The 16,970-nt window shown below is 71.1% G+C and carries 14 protein-coding genes and 1 pseudogene; 6 read left to right on the top strand and 9 right to left on the bottom strand.

What is annotated here, in order from left to right; all coding sequences use genetic code 11:
* Positions 1-4: 4 nt before the first annotated feature.
* The 6 genes from trxA to dnaK are packed head-to-tail and all read right to left on the bottom strand — an operon-like array spanning position 5 to position 6,964.
* On the bottom strand, positions 5-469 hold the full coding sequence (trxA, locus tag OG568_RS02705) for a thioredoxin (protein WP_329530099.1): 465 nt from the start codon (positions 467-469) through the stop codon (positions 5-7).
* The gene (gene clpB / locus OG568_RS02700; protein ID WP_329530098.1) at positions 466-3,108 is read right to left on the bottom strand and encodes an ATP-dependent chaperone ClpB; all 2,643 of its coding nucleotides are present in this window, start codon (positions 3,106-3,108) and stop codon (positions 466-468) included. Before clpB ends, trxA begins: the two co-directional genes overlap by 4 nt.
* Positions 3,099-3,494 (bottom strand): chaperone modulator CbpM, encoded by a 396-nt coding sequence (locus OG568_RS02695; RefSeq protein WP_329530097.1) that lies wholly within the window; start codon positions 3,492-3,494, stop codon positions 3,099-3,101. The genes clpB and OG568_RS02695 overlap by 10 nt, the downstream gene beginning before the upstream one ends.
* Entirely contained in the window at positions 3,491-4,462 is a 972-nt protein-coding gene (locus OG568_RS02690) for a J domain-containing protein (protein WP_329530096.1), read from the bottom strand. Before OG568_RS02690 ends, OG568_RS02695 begins: the two co-directional genes overlap by 4 nt.
* Positions 4,463-4,468: 6 nt before the next feature.
* A complete protein-coding gene (locus tag OG568_RS02685) occupies positions 4,469-5,050 on the bottom strand; it encodes a nucleotide exchange factor GrpE (protein WP_329530095.1) in 582 nt (193 codons plus the stop codon).
* 9 nt (positions 5,051-5,059) lie between these two features.
* Positions 5,060-6,964 carry a molecular chaperone DnaK gene (gene dnaK, locus OG568_RS02680; RefSeq protein ID WP_329530094.1) on the bottom strand — a complete coding sequence of 635 codons (1,905 nt, stop codon included), beginning with the start codon at positions 6,962-6,964 and terminating at the stop codon, positions 5,060-5,062.
* A 298-nt stretch (positions 6,965-7,262) separates the two neighbouring features.
* On the opposite strand from dnaK, the gene OG568_RS02675 reads away from it, so the two are divergent.
* Positions 7,263-9,044 carry a PucR family transcriptional regulator gene (locus OG568_RS02675; protein WP_329530093.1) on the top strand — a complete coding sequence of 594 codons (1,782 nt, stop codon included), beginning with the start codon at positions 7,263-7,265 and terminating at the stop codon, positions 9,042-9,044.
* Positions 9,045-9,110: 66 nt separating this feature from the next.
* On the opposite strand, the gene OG568_RS02670 is transcribed toward OG568_RS02675, so the two are convergent.
* Positions 9,111-9,731, bottom strand: coding sequence for an L-threonylcarbamoyladenylate synthase (locus OG568_RS02670; protein ID WP_266589749.1), 621 nt, complete (start codon positions 9,729-9,731; stop codon positions 9,111-9,113).
* A gap of 99 nt (positions 9,732-9,830) precedes the next feature.
* Positions 9,831-10,124: pseudogene (locus OG568_RS02665) on the bottom strand (dihydroxy-acid dehydratase); the annotation flags it as partial.
* 266 nt (positions 10,125-10,390) lie between these two features.
* On the opposite strand from OG568_RS02665, the gene OG568_RS02660 reads away from it, so the two are divergent.
* The 5 genes from OG568_RS02660 (at position 10,391) to OG568_RS02640 (ending at position 14,792) form a co-directional block, all read left to right on the top strand.
* A complete protein-coding gene (locus OG568_RS02660) occupies positions 10,391-11,404 on the top strand; it encodes a zinc-dependent alcohol dehydrogenase (protein WP_329530092.1) in 1,014 nt (337 codons plus the stop codon).
* Positions 11,405-11,498: 94 nt separating this feature from the next.
* Positions 11,499-11,738, top strand: coding sequence for a hypothetical protein (locus tag OG568_RS02655; protein ID WP_266424192.1), 240 nt, complete (start codon positions 11,499-11,501; stop codon positions 11,736-11,738).
* On the top strand, positions 11,738-12,115 hold the full coding sequence (locus OG568_RS02650; RefSeq protein ID WP_329530091.1) for a toxin Doc: 378 nt from the start codon (positions 11,738-11,740) through the stop codon (positions 12,113-12,115). The genes OG568_RS02655 and OG568_RS02650 overlap by 1 nt, the downstream gene beginning before the upstream one ends.
* Positions 12,116-12,301: 186 nt before the next feature.
* Positions 12,302-13,336 carry a zinc-binding dehydrogenase gene (locus tag OG568_RS02645; RefSeq protein WP_329530090.1) on the top strand — a complete coding sequence of 345 codons (1,035 nt, stop codon included), beginning with the start codon at positions 12,302-12,304 and terminating at the stop codon, positions 13,334-13,336.
* A 412-nt stretch (positions 13,337-13,748) separates the two neighbouring features.
* Complete coding sequence (locus tag OG568_RS02640) at positions 13,749-14,792, top strand: NAD(P)-dependent alcohol dehydrogenase (RefSeq protein WP_329530089.1); 1,044 nt, start codon at positions 13,749-13,751, stop codon at positions 14,790-14,792.
* Between the two features lie 328 nt (positions 14,793-15,120).
* Here OG568_RS02640 and gndA read toward each other — a convergent pair whose 3' ends face one another.
* Positions 15,121-16,560 (bottom strand): NADP-dependent phosphogluconate dehydrogenase, encoded by a 1,440-nt coding sequence (gene gndA, locus OG568_RS02635; protein WP_329530088.1) that lies wholly within the window; start codon positions 16,558-16,560, stop codon positions 15,121-15,123.
* Positions 16,561-16,970 lie beyond the last annotated feature (410 nt).

The raw sequence follows: 16,970 nt of genomic DNA, 5'->3' as shown, positions 1-16,970 counted from the left end.
GGGTTCAACGGCGGGCGGCCAGGGTCTCCTCCACCCACTGCCTCAGCGCCGGCGCGGGCGCCGCTCCCGTCTTGCGCGCGATCACCTCTCCCTTGTCGAGCAGCAGCAGCGTCGGAACGGCCTGCACCTGGAACCGCTGGGCGAGCCGCGGACTCTGGTCGATGTCGACCTTGACCAGCTTGACCCGCCCGGCGAGTTCGTGGGCGACCTGCTCGAGCGCGGGGCTGACCATCCGGGAGGGCCCGCACCAGGTGGCCCACAGGTCGACGACGACGTACGGCTTCGTCTGCTCGGCGACCTCCCCGAAGTCCGCGTCGCCGGCGTCGGTGATCCACGCGAGCGGGGACTTGCAGTTCCCGCAGCGTGGCGTGCCCTGGGCCGCCGTCGGCACCCGGTTCTTGCGGCCGCAGTGGTCGCAGACGACCGTCCTGGTCGTGCTCGTACTCGTACTCGTGGTCACCGCACTCACGCGGCTCTCCGCACGTCCGGGGCGGCTTGTTCGCCGTAGGTGACGACCAGTTCGCCGTTCTGGGCGTCGACGCGGATCGTCGAGCCGTCCTGCACGTCACCGCGGATCAGCGCCCGGCCGACCATCGTCTCGACCTCGTGCGAGATGTACCGGCGCAGCGGCCGGGCTCCGTACACGGGGTCGAAGCCCTGCTTGGCGATGAGTTCGCGGGCGGAGTCGGTGAGCTCGACGGCGATCTGCCGTTCGGCCAGTCGCTGGCGCAGGTCGTTGAACTGCAGCTCCACGATCCGCTCGATCTGGGTCATGCCCAGCGGCTTGAACAGCACGATGTCGTCGACGCGGTTGAGGAACTCGGGCCGGAAGTGGCTCTGCAGGTCGCCCATCACCAGCGCCCGCGCGTCGGACTTGATCTCGCCGTCGGCGCTCACCCCGTCCAGCAGGTGGGCCGAGCCGATGTTGGAGGTCATGATGATCACGGTGTTGCGGAAGTCGACGGTACGGCCCTGGGAGTCGGTGACGCGGCCGTCGTCGAGGACCTGCAGCAGGATGTTGAAGACGTCGGGGTGGGCCTTCTCGATCTCGTCGAACAGGACCACGGAGTACGGCTTGCGGCGCACCGCCTCGGTGAGCTGGCCGCCCTCCTCGTAGCCGACGTATCCAGGAGGCGCTCCCACCAGCCTGCTGACGGTGTGCCGTTCCTGGTACTCGCTCATGTCCAGGCGGACGATGCTCTCCTCGGAGTCGAACAGCGACGCGGCGAGCGCCTTGGCCAGCTCGGTCTTTCCGACCCCGGTGGGGCCGAGGAAGATGAACGAGCCGATCGGCCGGCGCGGGTCCCGGATTCCGGAGCGGGCCCGGATGATCGCGTCGGTGACCAGCTTGACCGCCTCGTCCTGGCCGATCACCCGCTCGGTGAGGATCTCGTCGAGGCGCAGCAGCTTCTCGCGCTCGCCCTCCTGGAGGCGGGTGACGGGGATGCCGGTCCAGGCCGCGACGATCTCCGCGATCTCGTCCTCGGTGACGACCTCGCGCAGCAGTCGGTTCTCGCCCTGCTTGGCGGCCAGCGCCTCCTCCTCGGCCGTGAGACGGCGTTCGAGTTCGGTGAGCCTGCCGTAGCGCAGTTCGGCGGCCCGGTTGAGGTCGTAGCTGCGCTCGGCCTCCTCGGCGTCCTGCCGGACCTGCTCCAGCTCCTGTCGCAGCTCCTGCACACGGCGGATGGCCTGGCGTTCGGCCTCCCACTGGGCGTGCATCGCGTCGGACTCGGCACGCAGGTCGGCCAGTTCGCGGCGCAGCTCCTCGAGTCGCTTCTTGCTGGCGGCGTCGGTCTCCTTGGCGAGCGCCGCGTCCTCGATCTCCAGACGGGTCACCCGGCGGGTGATCTCGTCCAGTTCGGCGGGCATGGAGTCGATCTCGGTGCGCAGCCGCGCGCACGCCTCGTCGACCAGGTCGATGGCCTTGTCCGGCAGGAACCGGTCGGAGATGTAGCGGTGGCTGAGGGTCGCCGCCGCGACCAGCGCGGTGTCCTGGATCTTCACACCGTGGAAGACCTCCAGGCGCTCGCGCAGTCCGCGCAGGATGGAGATGGTGTCCTCGACGCTCGGCTCGTCCACCAGTACCTGCTGGAAGCGGCGTTCGAGGGCCGCGTCGGACTCGACGTACTTGCGGTACTCGTCGAGGGTGGTGGCGCCGATCATGTGCAGCTCGCCGCGCGCGAGCATCGGCTTGAGCATGTTCCCGGCGTCCATCGCGCCCTCGGCACCGCCGCCCGCGCCGACGACCGTGTGCAGTTCGTCGATGAAGAGCAGGATGCGCCCCTCGCCCGCCTTGACCTCGCTCAGTACGGCCTGCAGCCGTTCCTCGAACTCGCCGCGGTACTTGGCGCCCGCCACCAGCGAACTCATGTCGAGCGAGAAGATCGTCCGGTCGCGCAGCCCGTCGGGTACGTCACCCCGCACGATGCGCTGGGCGAGTCCCTCCACGATGGCGGTCTTGCCGACGCCCGGGTCGCCGATGAGGACGGGGTTGTTCTTCGTCTTGCGGCTCAGGATCTGGATGACCCGGCGGATCTCCGCGTCCCGGCCGATCACCGGGTCCATCCGGCCGCTGCGTGCCTCGGCGACCAGATCACGGCCGTACTTCTCCAGCGCCTCGTACGCCGCTTCGGGCGTCGCCGAGGTGACGCGCTGGTTGCCGCGGATCCGGGTCAGCGCGGACAGGAACCCGTCCTTGGTGACGCCGTACTCCTTGAGCAGCCGGCCGGAGGCCGTGCGGGACCCCTCGTCGGCGAGTGCCAGCACCAGGTGCTCGACGGACACGTACTCGTCCCTGAGCCGCTTGGCCTCCTGTTCGGCCAAGTCCAGTACCTTCGCCAGCCGTTGGGTGACGTACACCTGCCCTGGGGTGGCACCGGGGCCCGTCACCCTCGGCCTGCGGGCCAACTCCTCGTTCAGCGCGGTGCGCAGGCCTCGGGTGTCGGCGCCCGCCTGGTCGATCAGCCGCGGTATCAGGCCGTCCGGCTGGTCGAGCAGGGCGAGGAGCAGATGCTCGCCGTCGACCTCGGTCTGGTGCAGCCGGCCCGCGATGGTCTGCGCTTCCTGCAGCGCCTCCTGGGACTTCTGGGTGAGCCGGTTCATATCCACGATTCATCACTCCTGGAGCCGGCGTTGCTGCGCCTCAGAGCGTCCTCCAGCTCACTGATCCGGTCGAGCAGATCGAGCACCAGACCCAGGGAGGCGTAGTTGAGGGGGAGCGCGGCGCGTAGTCGTTGGATGCGGGCGAGGGTGGCGGGAGCGGACGGCTCGAACCACAGCCGCCCGGTGGTGTCCCGGGTGGCGTCGACGAGGCCGAGGGCGACGAATCGGCGTACGAGATCCGGATGGAGACCGGCACGGGTCGCGACGGCGTCGAGACCGAGCCGATGAGGCGGTCCGAGCGGCGCGGCGCGGACCACGATGTTCAGGGTCGGCCGGGGTACCGGGGTCGCGGCAGGGCGGTGCGCACCACCGGGACGGGGGGCGGTGGTCATCGGGGTCTCCTCGGGTCGAAGGCGGACACGGCGGCCAGCTCCTCGAAGAGCTCACGCTCGCGGGCGGCCGGCTCGGGCGGCACCATGACGCGGACCTCCGCGTACAGGTCGCCGTCCTTGCCGCGCGGGTTGGGCATGCCCTCGCCGCGCAGCCGCAGCCGCCGGCCGCTGGAGGAGCCAGCGGGGACGGTGACCTTGGCCGTGCCGCCGAGGGTGGGCACCGGCACGGTCGCGCCGAGTGCCGCCTCCCACGGCGTCACCGGGAGGACGACGTGGATGTCGCGGCCCTCCAGCCGGAACCGCCCGTCGGGCTTGATCCGCACCCGCAGATACAGGTCGCCCGCCGGGGCGTCGGCGCTGCCCCTGCCGCCTTCTCCGGCCAGTCGGATGCGCTGACCGTCCACCACACCGCGCGGGATGTTGACGTCGTAGGTGCGCTGCCCGCCGGGGCCGCCCAGGGTGATGCCGCGCTTGCCGCCCCGGTACGCCTCCTCGACGGAGAGCTGGATCTCGGCCTCCTGGTCGGCGCCCGGCACCGGCCCCCAACCGCCTCCACCACGGCCCGCGCCGCGTCCGAAGACCCCGCCGAACAGGTCCTCGAAGTCGATGCCGGAGCCGTCGAAGCCGGCGCCGTCGGCCGTACGGTGGCGCACCCGGGTTCCGGCGCCTCCAGCCCCTGCGACGCCCGCGCTCCAGCCGCCCCGGGCGCCCGCCGCCGCGGCCACCCGCTCGTCGTAGTCCTGCGGGATCTGCCGGAAATTCTCACCGAAGCGGTCGTAGCGCGGCCGGGTCTCGGGGTCGGACAGCACGCTGTACGCGTCGTTGATCTCCTTGAAGCGCTCCTCGGCCCCCGGGTCCTTGTTGATGTCGGGGTGGTGTTTGCGTGCCAGCTTGCGGAAGGCCTGCTGGATCTCCTCCGCGCTCGCGGTGCGCGGCACCCCGAGCACGTCGTAGTAGTCGCGTGCCATGGGGTGTCACTCCTGCCGCTTGCTGACCATGACGAAGGCGGGGCGCAACTGCTTCCCGTCCGCCCCGTAGCCCGGGCTCACCACCTGGGCCACGGTGTTCGGCTCGGCGTCGGGGGTGTCGACGACCCCGACGACCTCGTGCAGGGTCGGGTCGAAGGGCACCCCGACCTCCTCGTAGCGGGGATAGCCGAGACCGCGCAGCACCTCGACCGCCTGGTCGCGGACCGCTTCGATGCCCTTCAGTACGGCGGAGGGGTCGGAGTCGGAGTGGGCCAGCGCCCGTTCGAGGTTGTCGAGGACGGGCAGCCAGGCCCCGGCGGTGCGGGCGCGTTCCTCGGCCCGCACGCGTTCCAGTTCCTTCGCGTGACGCTTGCGGAGGTTGTCCAGGTCGGCGAGCGCGCGGCGCCAGCGGTCGCGCATCTCGTCGAGGGCGGCCGCCTGCTCGTCCGCCTCCGGCACGTGCGCGGCCGAGGGGTCCGTGCCCGCCTGCTGCTGCGAGGAGGGCGGGTTCGCGCCCGGCCGCTCCGTCGCGGAACGGGTCTCGCCCGCCTGCTCCGGGGGCGTCATCGGCTGCTGCTCGGTGGCCATGACCGCTCCTCAGCTCTTGTCGAATTCCGCGTCGATCACGTCGTCGCCGGATGCCGCCGAGGCGCCCGCTGTCTCCTCCGTCCCCGTTCCGGCGCCGCCCCGGGCCTGTGCGGCGGCGCCCGCCTGGTACTGGGCGAGCGACGCCAGCACCTGCTGCAGCTCGGAGGTCAGCGGCCTGGCCTTGTCCGGCGAGGCCTCCTGCTGGACCGCCTCACGGGCATCGGCGACGAGCATGTCCGCCCGGGCCCGCTCGTGCGAGGGCACCGCTTCCCCCAGCTCGTTCAGCCGGCGCTCCACCTGGTAGGCCACGGCGTCCAGTTCGTTGCGGGCGTCCACGGCGTCGCGCAGCGCCTGGTCCTCGCCGCGGTGCTGCTCGGCCTCCTGGACCATCCGTTCCACCTCGCTCTGGTCGAGGTTGGAGCCCTCGCTGATGGTGATGGTCTGTTCCTTGCCGGTGTCCTTGTCCCGTGCGGTGACGTTCAGGATCCCGTTGGCGTCGATGTCGAGGATGACCTCGACCTGCGGCTCGCCGCGCGGTGCCGGGCGGATGTCCTTCAGCTGGAAGCGGCCGAGGACCCGGTTGTCGGCGGCCATCTCGCGCTCGCCCTGCAGGACGACGACGTCCACGGCCTCCTGGTTGTCCTCCGCGGTGGAGAAGGTCTCCGAGCGGCGGACCGGGATCGTGGTGTTCCGGTCGATGATCTTCGTCATCACACCGCCGCGGGTCTCCACGCCCAGCGACAGCGGGGTCACGTCGAGCAGCAGGACGTCCTTGACCTCGCCCTTGAGCACGCCCGCCTGGATCGCGGCACCCAGCGCCACGACCTCGTCGGGGTTGACGCTCATGTTCGGGTCCTTGCCACCGGTGAGCCGGCGGACCAGGCTCTGCACGGCCGGGATGCGCGTCGAGCCGCCCACGAGGATGACCTCGTCGATGTCGTTCGCGCTGGTCTTCGCGTCGGCCATCGCCTGCTTGACCGGTTCCATGGTCCGCTCGACCAGGTCGGCGGTGATCTTCTCGAACGTGGACCGCATGATCGTCTCGGTCAGGTGCTTGGGGCCGGCGGCGTCCGCGGTGATGAACGGCAGGCTGACCTGCGTCTGCGTGACCGAGCTCAGCTCCGTCTTGGCCTTCTCCGCGGCTTCGAACAGCCGTTGCAGCGCCTGCGGGTCCTTGCGCAGGTCGATCCCGTTCTCCTTCTGGAAGCCGTCCGCGAGCAGGTCGACGAGGCGACGGTCGAAGTCGTCGCCGCCGAGGTGGCTGTCGCCCGCCGTCGAGCGCACTTCCACGACCCCGTCACCGACGTCAAGGATGCTCACGTCGAAGGTGCCGCCGCCGAGGTCGAAGACGAGCACCGTCTCGTGCTGCTTCTTGTCCATGCCGTACGCCAGCGCCGCCGCCGTCGGCTCGTTGATGATCCGCAGTACTTCGAGCCCCGCGATGCGCCCGGCGTCCTTGGTCGCCTGGCGCTGGGCGTCGTTGAAGTACGCGGGCACGGTGATGACGGCCTCGGTGACCTTCTCGCCCAGCTGCTTGCCGGCGTCGTCGGCGAGCTTGCGCAGCACCAGCGCGCTGATCTCCTCCGGTGCGTACAGCTTGTCGCGCACCTTGAAGCGCGCGACTCCGCCCTCGCCCTCGACGACGTCGTACGCCACCGCCTTGGCCTCGTCGGATATCTCGTCGAAGTGGCGGCCGATGAACCGCTTGGCCGAGTAGATGGTGCCCTTGGGATTGAGGATCGCCTGGCGCCTGGCGAGCTGGCCCACCAGCCGTTCGCCGCTGTCGGTGAAGGCGACGATGGAGGGCGTGGTGCGCGAGCCCTCGGCATTGGGTATGACGGTCGCTTCACCGCCCTCCCATACGGCGATCACCGAGTTGGTGGTGCCCAGGTCGATTCCGACTGCCTTGCCCATGAGGAACTCCTTCGCCTGCCACCCCCGGCGTTCGCCCGTCTCCGGTGGCGGCGGTTGTCTTCAGGTGAGGTCGCGTGTCCGCGGGCGTCGGCGGGCGGACACGGGCCCTGGGTTCCGTCCTAGCCAGGGTGTGACGGGACGAAGGACGACGCCTGCTCCCGGCGGGGCGAAATCCGGCCCCTCTCCTCCACCTGGGAGTGCAGGAGACCGCCGCGGGACGGACGCGACCCTACACGCGCGAGAAGCGATCCTACACGCGCGAGAAGCGATGAAAAGGCGCGAAAGCTAATATTGCGGCATGTCTGGCATGGCCGACGACGCGACCGGTGCGGCGCACCAGAGCGGCGCACCACGCGGCCTCGGCAGCCGGGCGCCGACCACCGCCCTGGCCGGCTGGGGACGCAAGCAGTCGGCGAGCCTGTACGACGTGTTCGTGCTGGCCGTGGCCATGCTCGACGGCCGTCCGGTGGACGAGATCCTCCAGCTGGCCATGGACGAGGTGCCCCGCCTCCTCGACTGCCGGCCCGAGGGCTGCTACATGCTCAGGAACGGCCGCTTCGAGCTCGAGGCCACGCCGAGCACACGGACCCTGGGCGGCCGGGCACCGCGCGATCTGCCCGACCCGGTCGAACAGCTGACCTCGCTGGGAGGGGAGGACGGCGCCGTCCGCTTCCGGGAGGGCGGCTGGGGCTGGGCGGTGGGCCTGCGCAGCTCAGGCGGGCTGCTCGGCTACCTGCTGGTCAGCGCGGGGAAACCGCCTCCCGACGAGGACCGCTTCCTCGTCTACGCCCTTGCCCAGCCGACCGGCGCCGCGCTCTACAACGCCGAGGCCCGCAGCCGTGACCGCGAGTACGCCCGGCAGCTGTTCCGGGCGATCGAGGAGCGGGACGCGGTCAACGAACGGCTCACCGCGCTGGTGGCCGAACTGGAGGGGCAGCGCACCGTGCACGACGTCCTCGCCCGGACCTCCGTCACCGACGAGGGGGAGCACGGCATCGCGGCCGCCGTGTACGAGCTGACCGGCCTCGCCACCCGTGTCGAGGACCGCTTCGGAAACCTCCTGGCCCAGGTGGGGCCGGTGCCGCCCGAGGTCGACACCAAGCCCGATCCGCTCCGGCGCGAGCAGCTCATGCATGACGCGATGCGCGAGCTGGGCCCGATCCGCCACGAGGGACGCCTCATCGGTCTGGCCCGCCATCACGGCGAGGTCCTCGGCACCATCGCGCTCATCGACCCCGACGGCACGGCGGGCGGGGCCGACACGTTCGCCCTCGAACACGCGTGCACGGCACTGTCCTTGGAACTGGCCCACCGCCGCAGTCTGGCGGAGGCCGAACTGCGGCTGCGCCGGGAACTCGTGGACGATCTGCTCACCGGCGCCGACGCCGGCGGCGCGTACGCCAGGGCCGAGGCCGTCGGCCACGACCTGCACGGACCGCACCACGTCACGGTCGCACAGTGGTGGGCCACGGCCGCCGACGACCGCTTCCTGGGAGCGGTGGGACGTGCCGCGCAGGCGCTGGGCCTGCGGTCGCTGCTGGCCCGGCGAGGGGACATGGCGGTACTCGTGGTCCGGGGCGAGCCGCGCGACTCGGGTCTGTACGAGGCGCTCGCCGACGAAGTGGGCTCCACGCGTGGCGCGGTGGGCATCGGCAGCCTGTGCGAGGCGGTGGCCGACATCCCGCGCTCCTTCGACCAGGCCGTCCGCGCACTCGCCGTACGCCGCCAGTCCCACCCCCCGGACGGCACCACGACCTGCGAGGAACTCGGCCTCTACCGCATCCTGGCCCGGGACAAGGACGCGGGGGACGTCACCGACTTCGTCCGCGAATGGCTGGGCGCGCTCCTCGACTACGACGACGCCCACGGCACCGACCTGGTGCACACCCTCACCCGGTACTTCGACCACGGCGGCAACTACGACGAGACGGCACAGGCCCTCGCCGTGCACCGCAGCACACTCCGTTACCGGTTGCAGCGCATCAGAGAGGTCAGCGGCCGTCGGCTCGACGAGGTGGACAGCCGCTTCAACCTCCAGGTCGCCACCCGGATCTGGAAGGTCAGCGGTCCCGCATGGTGACCGGCCGGCTCGCCCGCCACGATCTTCGAGGCCATCGGCGCCCGCGCCACCGCGGGTTCGCCCCGCTCACTCGAACCGGGAGGGATCGCCCGCCCCCCGTCGTACGATCTCGGGCTCGCCCTGCGAGAAGTCGATGACGGTCGTCGGCTCGACACCGCAGTCGCCGGAGTCGAGGACCGCGTCGACCACGTGGTCGAGTTCCTCCTTGATCTCCCAGCCCTGGGTCAGCGGCTTCTCCTGATCGGGCAGGAGCAGGGTGCTCGACAGCAGCGGCTCACCGAGTTCGGCGAGGAGCGCCCGGGCGACGACATGGTCGGGAATCCGGACGCCGACCGTCTTCTTCTTCGGGTGCAGCAGCCTGCGCGGTGCCTCCTTCGTCGCCGGGAGGATGAAGGTGTAGCTACCCGGAGTCGAGGACTTGATCGCGCGGAACACCGCGTTGTCCAGGCGGACGAAATGGGCCAGCTGCGCGAAGTCCTGGCACATCAAGGTGAAGTGGTGCCGGTCGTCGAGCCGACGGATCGAGCGGATCCGGTCGAGTCCGTCCCGGTTGCCCAGCTGAGCCCCGAGGGCGAAGCAGGAGTCGGTCGGATAGGCGACGAGCCCCCCGCCACGGATGATCTCCGCCACCTGGCTGAGAGTGCGCTGCTGGGGGTTCTCGGGGTGCACGTCGAAATACTTGGCCATGCGCCGAGCTTAGATCGGCGGCGACGGGGACCTGTCCATCCGACCCGTGGTCATTCGTTCGGCCGGCTCACGGGCCGGCCCCGACGCGCGGCGCCGGGATCAGTGGGACTCGCGGGAGACCTCGTGGCCGCTGGAGCCGATCAGGAAATCGAGGTCCGCGCCCTGGTCGGCCTGGGTGACATGGTCGACGTACAGGCGCTCCCAGCCACGCCGGGGCGCGGCGAAGGCGCTGGTCGTGGACTTGGAGGGGCGGCGGGCCGCGAGTTCGGCCTCGGGGACGTCGACGTCCAGGCGCCGTGCCTCGACGTCGAGCACGACCTGGTCACCCGTCTCGACGAGGCCGAGCGGGCCGCCCGCCGCGGCCTCGGGAGCGGTGTGCAGGACGACCGTGCCTCGTTCAGATGCGCGTTGCACGGTGTCAGATCGGAGGCGGTGTTGGCGATCGCGATGTGCGGACGGCCGTCGAAGGCGTGCGCGGGCAGTCCTCTGCGCATCCAGGCGCGGTGAATGTAGGCGTTCCGGTCGGTGCCCGCGTACCACTGCGCGGCTCGCGCATCGTCCACCTCTTCCAACCATCGGAATTCTGATCCGGACCGTGGAATTTCGTCACCGTAACCGAGATCCTGTGGGCCGAGAACCCGAAGGGACACCCGAACCGCATGCGAGCCTTCGTTGTCACCGGCCCGGGCCGGACCTCCGTCGAGGACGTCGAAGCCCCGGCTCCCGCGGCGGGCCAGGTGATCGTCGACGTCGAACGCGCGGGAGTGTGCGGCACCGACATGGAGTTCTTCACCGGTGACATGGCCTATCTGCGCCAGGGGCACGCGCGCTACCCGATCCGCATCGGTCACGAGTGGTGCGGCACGGTGTCCGCGCTCGGCCCGGGCGTCGACTCCCGCTGGCTCGGGCGGCGCGTGACCGGCGACACGATGCTCGGCTGTGGACGCTGCCGGCGCTGCTCGGCGGGCCGCCACCACGTGTGCGGGGACCGCTTCGAGGTGGGGATCAGGGGCGGCTGGCACGGCGCGCTGGCGGAGCGACTCGCCGTCCCCGCGAGCGCCCTGCACGCCCTCCCGGACGGTGTGGACGCGACGGCCGGGGCGATGGCCGAACCCGGTGGCAACGCCCTGCGGGCCGTCGAGAGTGCCGAACTGGCCCCAGGCGCGAGGTTGTTGATCCTCGGGCCCGGCACGATCGGCCTGCTCGCGGCCCGGTTCGCCCTGGCTCGCGGCGCCGAGGTCCACGTGATGGGCGTGACCAGGTCCTCCTTGGCCTTCGCCCGCACACTCGGTGTCCACGGAGCGTGGACGGCCGAGGAGTTGCCGCACCTGCCCTGGGACGGAGTGATCGACGCGACGAACGCGCCGGACCTGCCGGCGCGGGCGATCGAACTGGTCGAACCGGGCGGCCGCGTGGTCTACATCGGTCTGGCCGCCGTTCCCAGCACCGTCGACACCCGCGCCCTCGTCCTCAAGGACGTCACGGCCGTCGGCATCCTCAGTGCGTCCGCGGGACTCGCCCGGGCCATCGAGGAGTACGCGACGGGCATGGTGGACCCCAGGCCGCTGGTGGCGGCCACCGTCACCCTCGACGCACTCGGCGCCGTCCTGGCCGGGACCCGCCCCGACGGTGCGGGCCCCGGACCCAAGATTCACGTCGACCCGCGGCCTTGACGCGTGCGACGCGGTTGCGGGCGCCGTCCCGCAGTGTCCCCGCGGCCGTTCCTGAAGCCTCGCACCCCTGGTACCAACCAGGTACCATCGGTGTATGCCATCACTGAACGTGACCTTCACCGAAGAGGAGCTGGAGGGCGTGCGCGCGGCCGCCGCGGCCGACGGCAAGAGCCTCAAGCAGTATCTGCACGACCTCGGTGTCCGGGAGATGCAGCGCAGGCAGTTCGTCGCCGGTGCCACCGTCTGGGCCGACCGCCTGCGTGGCGAGTTCGACGACGCGTTCCCCGACGAGGTGCCGCCCGCCGAGCGCCGGGACGCGTCCGCGGCCGCCTGATGCACCTGACCATCGATGTCGCCTGGCTGCTCGACGTCCAGGAGGTCGCCCTCGCCCGCGAGGACATGTCCGTGTCGGACTACTCCGCGCTCGTGGCGGCCGTCGCCCGGCACAAGACCAAGCTGCCCACACTCGCCGCGGCCGACCCGGACCCGGCCTGGCGCGCGGCCGCGCTGATGCACACCATCGTGCGCCTGGAGCCGCTGCCGCACCGCAACAGCCTGTTCGCCGCGTTCGTCGCCGCCCAGTACATGGACCAGTCGGGCGAGGGCATCGACCCGCCCTACGGAGCCCTGTCCGACCTTGTCCGCAAGATCCGCGACACCCGCGTCGGCGTCCCCGCCGTCGCCGACCAGCTGCGCTCCTGGAAGGTCTGACCCGCGAGGGGCAGGCGTGAGAGTGCGGGCCCCGATAGGGAGACCCATACTTTTCGGGCGGCCGGAACATCCCCTCCGCCGAAAGGGGTAGTGGCCTGAATTCCCGGTCGTTCCGCACCGGACGCGGCGCTGTCGCCGCTTTCGACGCTTGCGAGCAAGTACAGGACGACTCGATCGGAAAGACCCATGCGAGCAACTCTGATTTACGGTGCCGGTGACGTGCGTGTGGAGGAAGTTCCCGACCCGAAGATCCAGCGGCCCACGGACGCGGTCGTACGCGTACTGCGGTCGTGCATCTGCGGCAGCGACCTGTGGCCGTACGCGTCGCGTCCGCCCTCCGAGCAGGGCGACCGTATCGGCCACGAGTTCCTGGGTGTCGTCGAGGACATCGGCGCGGAGGTGCCCGGACTGCAGACCGGAGACCTGGTGGTGGCCCCCTTCGTCTGGTCGGACAACACCTGCGACTTCTGCCGTGAGGGCCTGCACACCTCGTGCCGGCACGGTGGTTTCTGGGCCGCGGAAGGAGTGGACGGAGGCCAGGGCGAGGCCGTGCGGGTGCCGCAGGCCCAGGGCACACTGGTGAAACTGCCCGTCGGGGAGGACTCCGCCCTGCTGCCGTCGCTGCTGACCCTGTCGGACGTGTTCTGCACCGGCCACCACTCCGCGGTGACGGCGGGCGTCACCCCCCGTACGACCGTGACGGTGGTCGGTGACGGTGCGGTCGGGTTGTCGGCGGTGCTGTCCGCCAAGCGGCTCGGTGCCGAGCGGATCATCCTGATGGGGCGGCACAAGGACCGCACCGATCTCGGCCGCCACTTCGGTGCCACCGACATCGTCGCCGAACGCGGTGAGGAGGGCATCGAGCACGTTCGCGAGCTGACCGGCGGCGACGGTACGCACACGGTGCTGGAGTGCGTCGGTACGCTGCCCGCGCTGGAGATGTCGCTGGGCGTGGTCCGCGCGGGCGGCACGATCAGCCGGGTGGGCGCCCCGCAGTACGACCAGGTGCCGCTGGGCTTCCAGGAGTTCATGAACAACATCACCCTCACCGGCGGTGTGGCTCCGGCCCGCGCCTACATCGAGGAACTCCTCCCCGACATCATGGAGGGGAAGATCGAACCCGGGCGCGTCTTCGACCGCACGGTGAGCGTCGAGGAGGTACCCGACGGCTATCGGGCGATGGCCGCCCGTGAGGCGCTGAAGGTGCTCGTACAGCCCTGACCGCGGCGCTGACCGCCCCCGCCTGTCCGAGGAGGCCCAGGGACCTGCGCGGCAGCACCGCGGGGAGCCGTGTCGCATCCCTGAACACGGCTCCCCCGCACACCACGGTCTGCCGGGATGCGGGCCGGGCGAGCAGGCTGGATGCTCGTTGAAGATCCCATTTCCCGGGAGCATCCCATGTCCGTCCCTGTCACTCCGGCCCGGCGACCTGTCGGCGATCCCCCCGGGGCCAGGCCCTCTCAAGTCCCGTGCCGGCGCTGACGGCGGTGCTGCTGGACAACGTCCCGGCCGAGCGGGCGGGTTCCACGACGATGCGACTGGTGCCACGCAGGGGAGCGGTCGGCCAGGGCCTGACTTCGGCAGCCACCCGGCTGCCGATGACCCCCTCACGTTCACCCCCCACTGGAGAACCGTGCTTACCGTCCCCGCATACGCCGCCACCTCGGCGACCGAACCGCTCGCGCCGACCACCGTCGAGCGCCGTGACGTCGGGCCGCACGACGTCCTCATCGACATCAAGTACTGCGGCATCTGCCACTCCGACATCCACAACGTCCGCAGCGAGTGGGGCCCGGCGACCTACCCCCTGGTCCCCGGCCACGAGATCGCCGGCATCGTCACCCAGGTCGGCTCCGAAGTCACCCGGCACGCCGTGGGCGACCGGGTCGGCGTCGGCTGCGTGGTCAACTCCTGCCGTGAGTGCGTGCCCTGCCTGCGGGGCGAGGAGCAGTACTGCCTCAAGGGCAATACCCTCACCTACGGCTCGATCGACGCCGACGGCACCCTGACCCAGGGCGGCTACTCCACCCATGTCGTGGTCAACGACGACTTCGTCGTCACCGTCCCCGAGGGCCTCGGCCTCGACGAGGCCGCCCCGCTGCTGTGCGCGGGCATCACCACGTACTCCCCGCTGCGCCGCTGGGGCGCGGGCCCCGGCAAGAAGGTCGCCGTCATCGGACTCGGCGGACTCGGCCATATGGCCGTCAAGATCGCGCACGCGATGGGCGCCGAGGTCACCGTCCTGTCGCAGTCGCTGAAGAAGATGGACGACGGCCTGCGTCTGGGCGCCCAGCACTACCACGCCACCAGCGACCCTGCCACCTTCGAGCAGCTCGCCGGCACCTTCGACGTCGTCCTCAACACGGTCAGCGCCAAGCTCGACCTCGACGCCTACCTCGGCCTGCTCGCCGTGGGCGGTGCGATGGTCAACGTCGGCGCTCCCGCGGAGCCGCTGTCGCTGAACGTGTTCTCGCTGATCATGCAGGGCCGGGTGTACGCGGGTTCGCTGATCGGCGGCATCCGCGAGACCCAGGAGATGCTCGACTTCTGCGCCGAGCACAGCATCGGCGCCGAGGTCGAGATCATCCCCGCCGAGAAGATCAACGAGGCGTACGAGCGCGTCCTGGCCTCGGACGTGCGCTACCGCTTCGTGATCGACACCGCGACCCTGGCCTGACCCACCGCGGCACCGTCCGCCCGAGACCACCCCGTACGAGACGCGCCCCGAGCTCTCGTACGGGGTGCTGCCGCATCCGTGCGGAGGTCACCCGAGGGGCACTTCAGGAAAGGCGCCCGCCCGTGCGGCGCGCGGCAGGAACCCGATGGTGCCCCCGGAGCTGGTGCGCAACCGCACCCTGGGTATCTCCGGGCTTCCTGCACGGCCCGCGCGTCAGCCTCCTGATGGCCGCGGCACTGCTGCTGACCACGGCCCTGGTCGGCCTGCTGCTGAGGCCCACCACACGGAAGTGACGCGCGCGCCGCGTCCCGCGCCGCCCGAGTCCTTGTCAGGCGGAGGTTTCGGGGCGGTCCGGCTGGGACCAGTGGGTGTGGAAGGAGCCCTCGCGGTCGGTGCGCCGGTAGGTGTGGGCGCCGAAGTAGTCGCGCTGCCCCTGGAGGAGGGCGGCGGGCAGGCGGTCGGCGCGCAGGGTGTCGTAGTGCGCGAGCGCGGCGGAGAACGCGGGGACGGGGATGCCGCGCCGGGCGGCGGAGGCGACGATCTCCCGCCAGGGCACCTGGGCGTCGCTGATCTCCTGGGCGAAACCGTCCTCGGCGAGCAGGCTGACGAGGTCTGGGTCGGTGGCGTACGCGGCGCGGATACGGTCGAGGAAGGAGGCGCGGATGATGCAGCCACCGCGCCAGATCCTGGCGACCGCGCCGAGGTCGATCTTCCAGCCGTACTCGGCGGCGGCGTCCAGGATCATCTTCCAGCCCTGGTCGTAGGCGATGACCTTCGAGGCGTACAGGGCGTGTTCGACCTGGGCGGTGAAGCGTGTGGCCTCGGTGGGGCTGAGCGGGGGAGTGGTGCCGCCGGGCAGCCCTCGGTAGGCGGCGCGCAGGTCGCTCTGGCCGGAGGCGGCGCGGGCGAAGGTGGCCTGGGCGATGGCGGTGACCGGGGAGGCCAGGTCGAGGGCGGTCTGTACGGTCCAGCGGCCGGTGCCCTTCTGCCCGGCGGCGTCGTCCACGATGTCGACGAACGCGCCGCCGGTCTGCGGGTCGGTGTGGGCGAGGACCTCGGCGGTGATCTCGACCAGATAGGAGCCGAGGCGGCCCTCGTTCCAGGTGCGGAAGACGTCGGCGATCTCGGCGGGGCTGTAGCCGGCGACCTGGCGCAGCAGGTCGTAGGCCTCGGCGATGAGCTGCATGTCGGCGTATTCGATGCCGTTGTGGACCATCTTGACGAAGTGTCCGGCGCCGTCGGTACCGATGTGGGTGGCGCAGGGTTCGCCGTCGACCTTGGCGCTGATGCTCTCGAACATCGGGCCGAGCACGGCGTACGACTCCGTCGAGCCGCCGGGCATGATGCTCGGCCCGTTGAGCGCGCCCTCCTCACCGCCGGAGATGCCCGCGCCGACGAAGTGCAGGCCGCGTTCGCGCAGCGCGGCCTCGCGGCGGCGGGTGTCGGCGAAGTGGGCGTTGCCGCCGTCGATGATCATGTCGCCGTTTTCCAGGAGCGGGGCGAACTCGTCGATGACGGCGTCGGTGGCCGCACCGGCCTGCACCATGATCATGAGGCGGCGGGGCCGGGCGAGCGCGGCCACGAACTCCTCGGCCGTCTCGGCCGGGACGAAGGAGCCCTCGTGGCCGAACTCCTCGACCAGCGCGCGGGTGCGGCCGGCGGAGCGGTTGTGGACGGCGACGGTGTAACCGTTCCGGGCGAAGTTACGGGCCAGGTTGCGGCCCATCACTCCGAGGCCGGTGACGCCGATGGAAGCGGATGCGTTCATGAGGCTGCCTGTTCTTCGAATGTCGGCCATGTCAGGGGCGGGCGACCCCGTGACCATGGGTACGGGCCGACGGCCCGGTCTTCTCGATGCCGAGGCGGCCAATCTTGATCAGGTTCCCGCAGGTCGCCGTCGAGGCGCGGGCCACGCGGCCGCGACGCGCACGGCGTCCAGCGGTGGGATGTTTCGGATCATCGCTATGGGTAATGCGGAGAATATGGCGCATATCGGCTACGCGGTGATGACCGAGCAGACCGACCCCGTGACCTTGTCGCGGTCGCCCGCGCGCACGAACGGTTCCGCTGGGCTCTCGGCGGCCGGCCAGGGTGGGCGGCGACCAGCAGCTTCCGTTCATCGCCTGGGCCGAGAAGACACCGCTGCCCGCCCTGCGCGAACTCTGACGACAACGCGAT

The sequence above is a fragment of the Streptomyces sp. NBC_01450 genome (assembly GCF_036227505.1).
Lineage (GTDB): Bacteria > Actinomycetota > Actinomycetes > Streptomycetales > Streptomycetaceae > Streptomyces.
The sequence above is the reverse complement of the archived record's forward strand: the minus strand, read 5'-3'. Positions and strand labels throughout refer to the sequence as shown.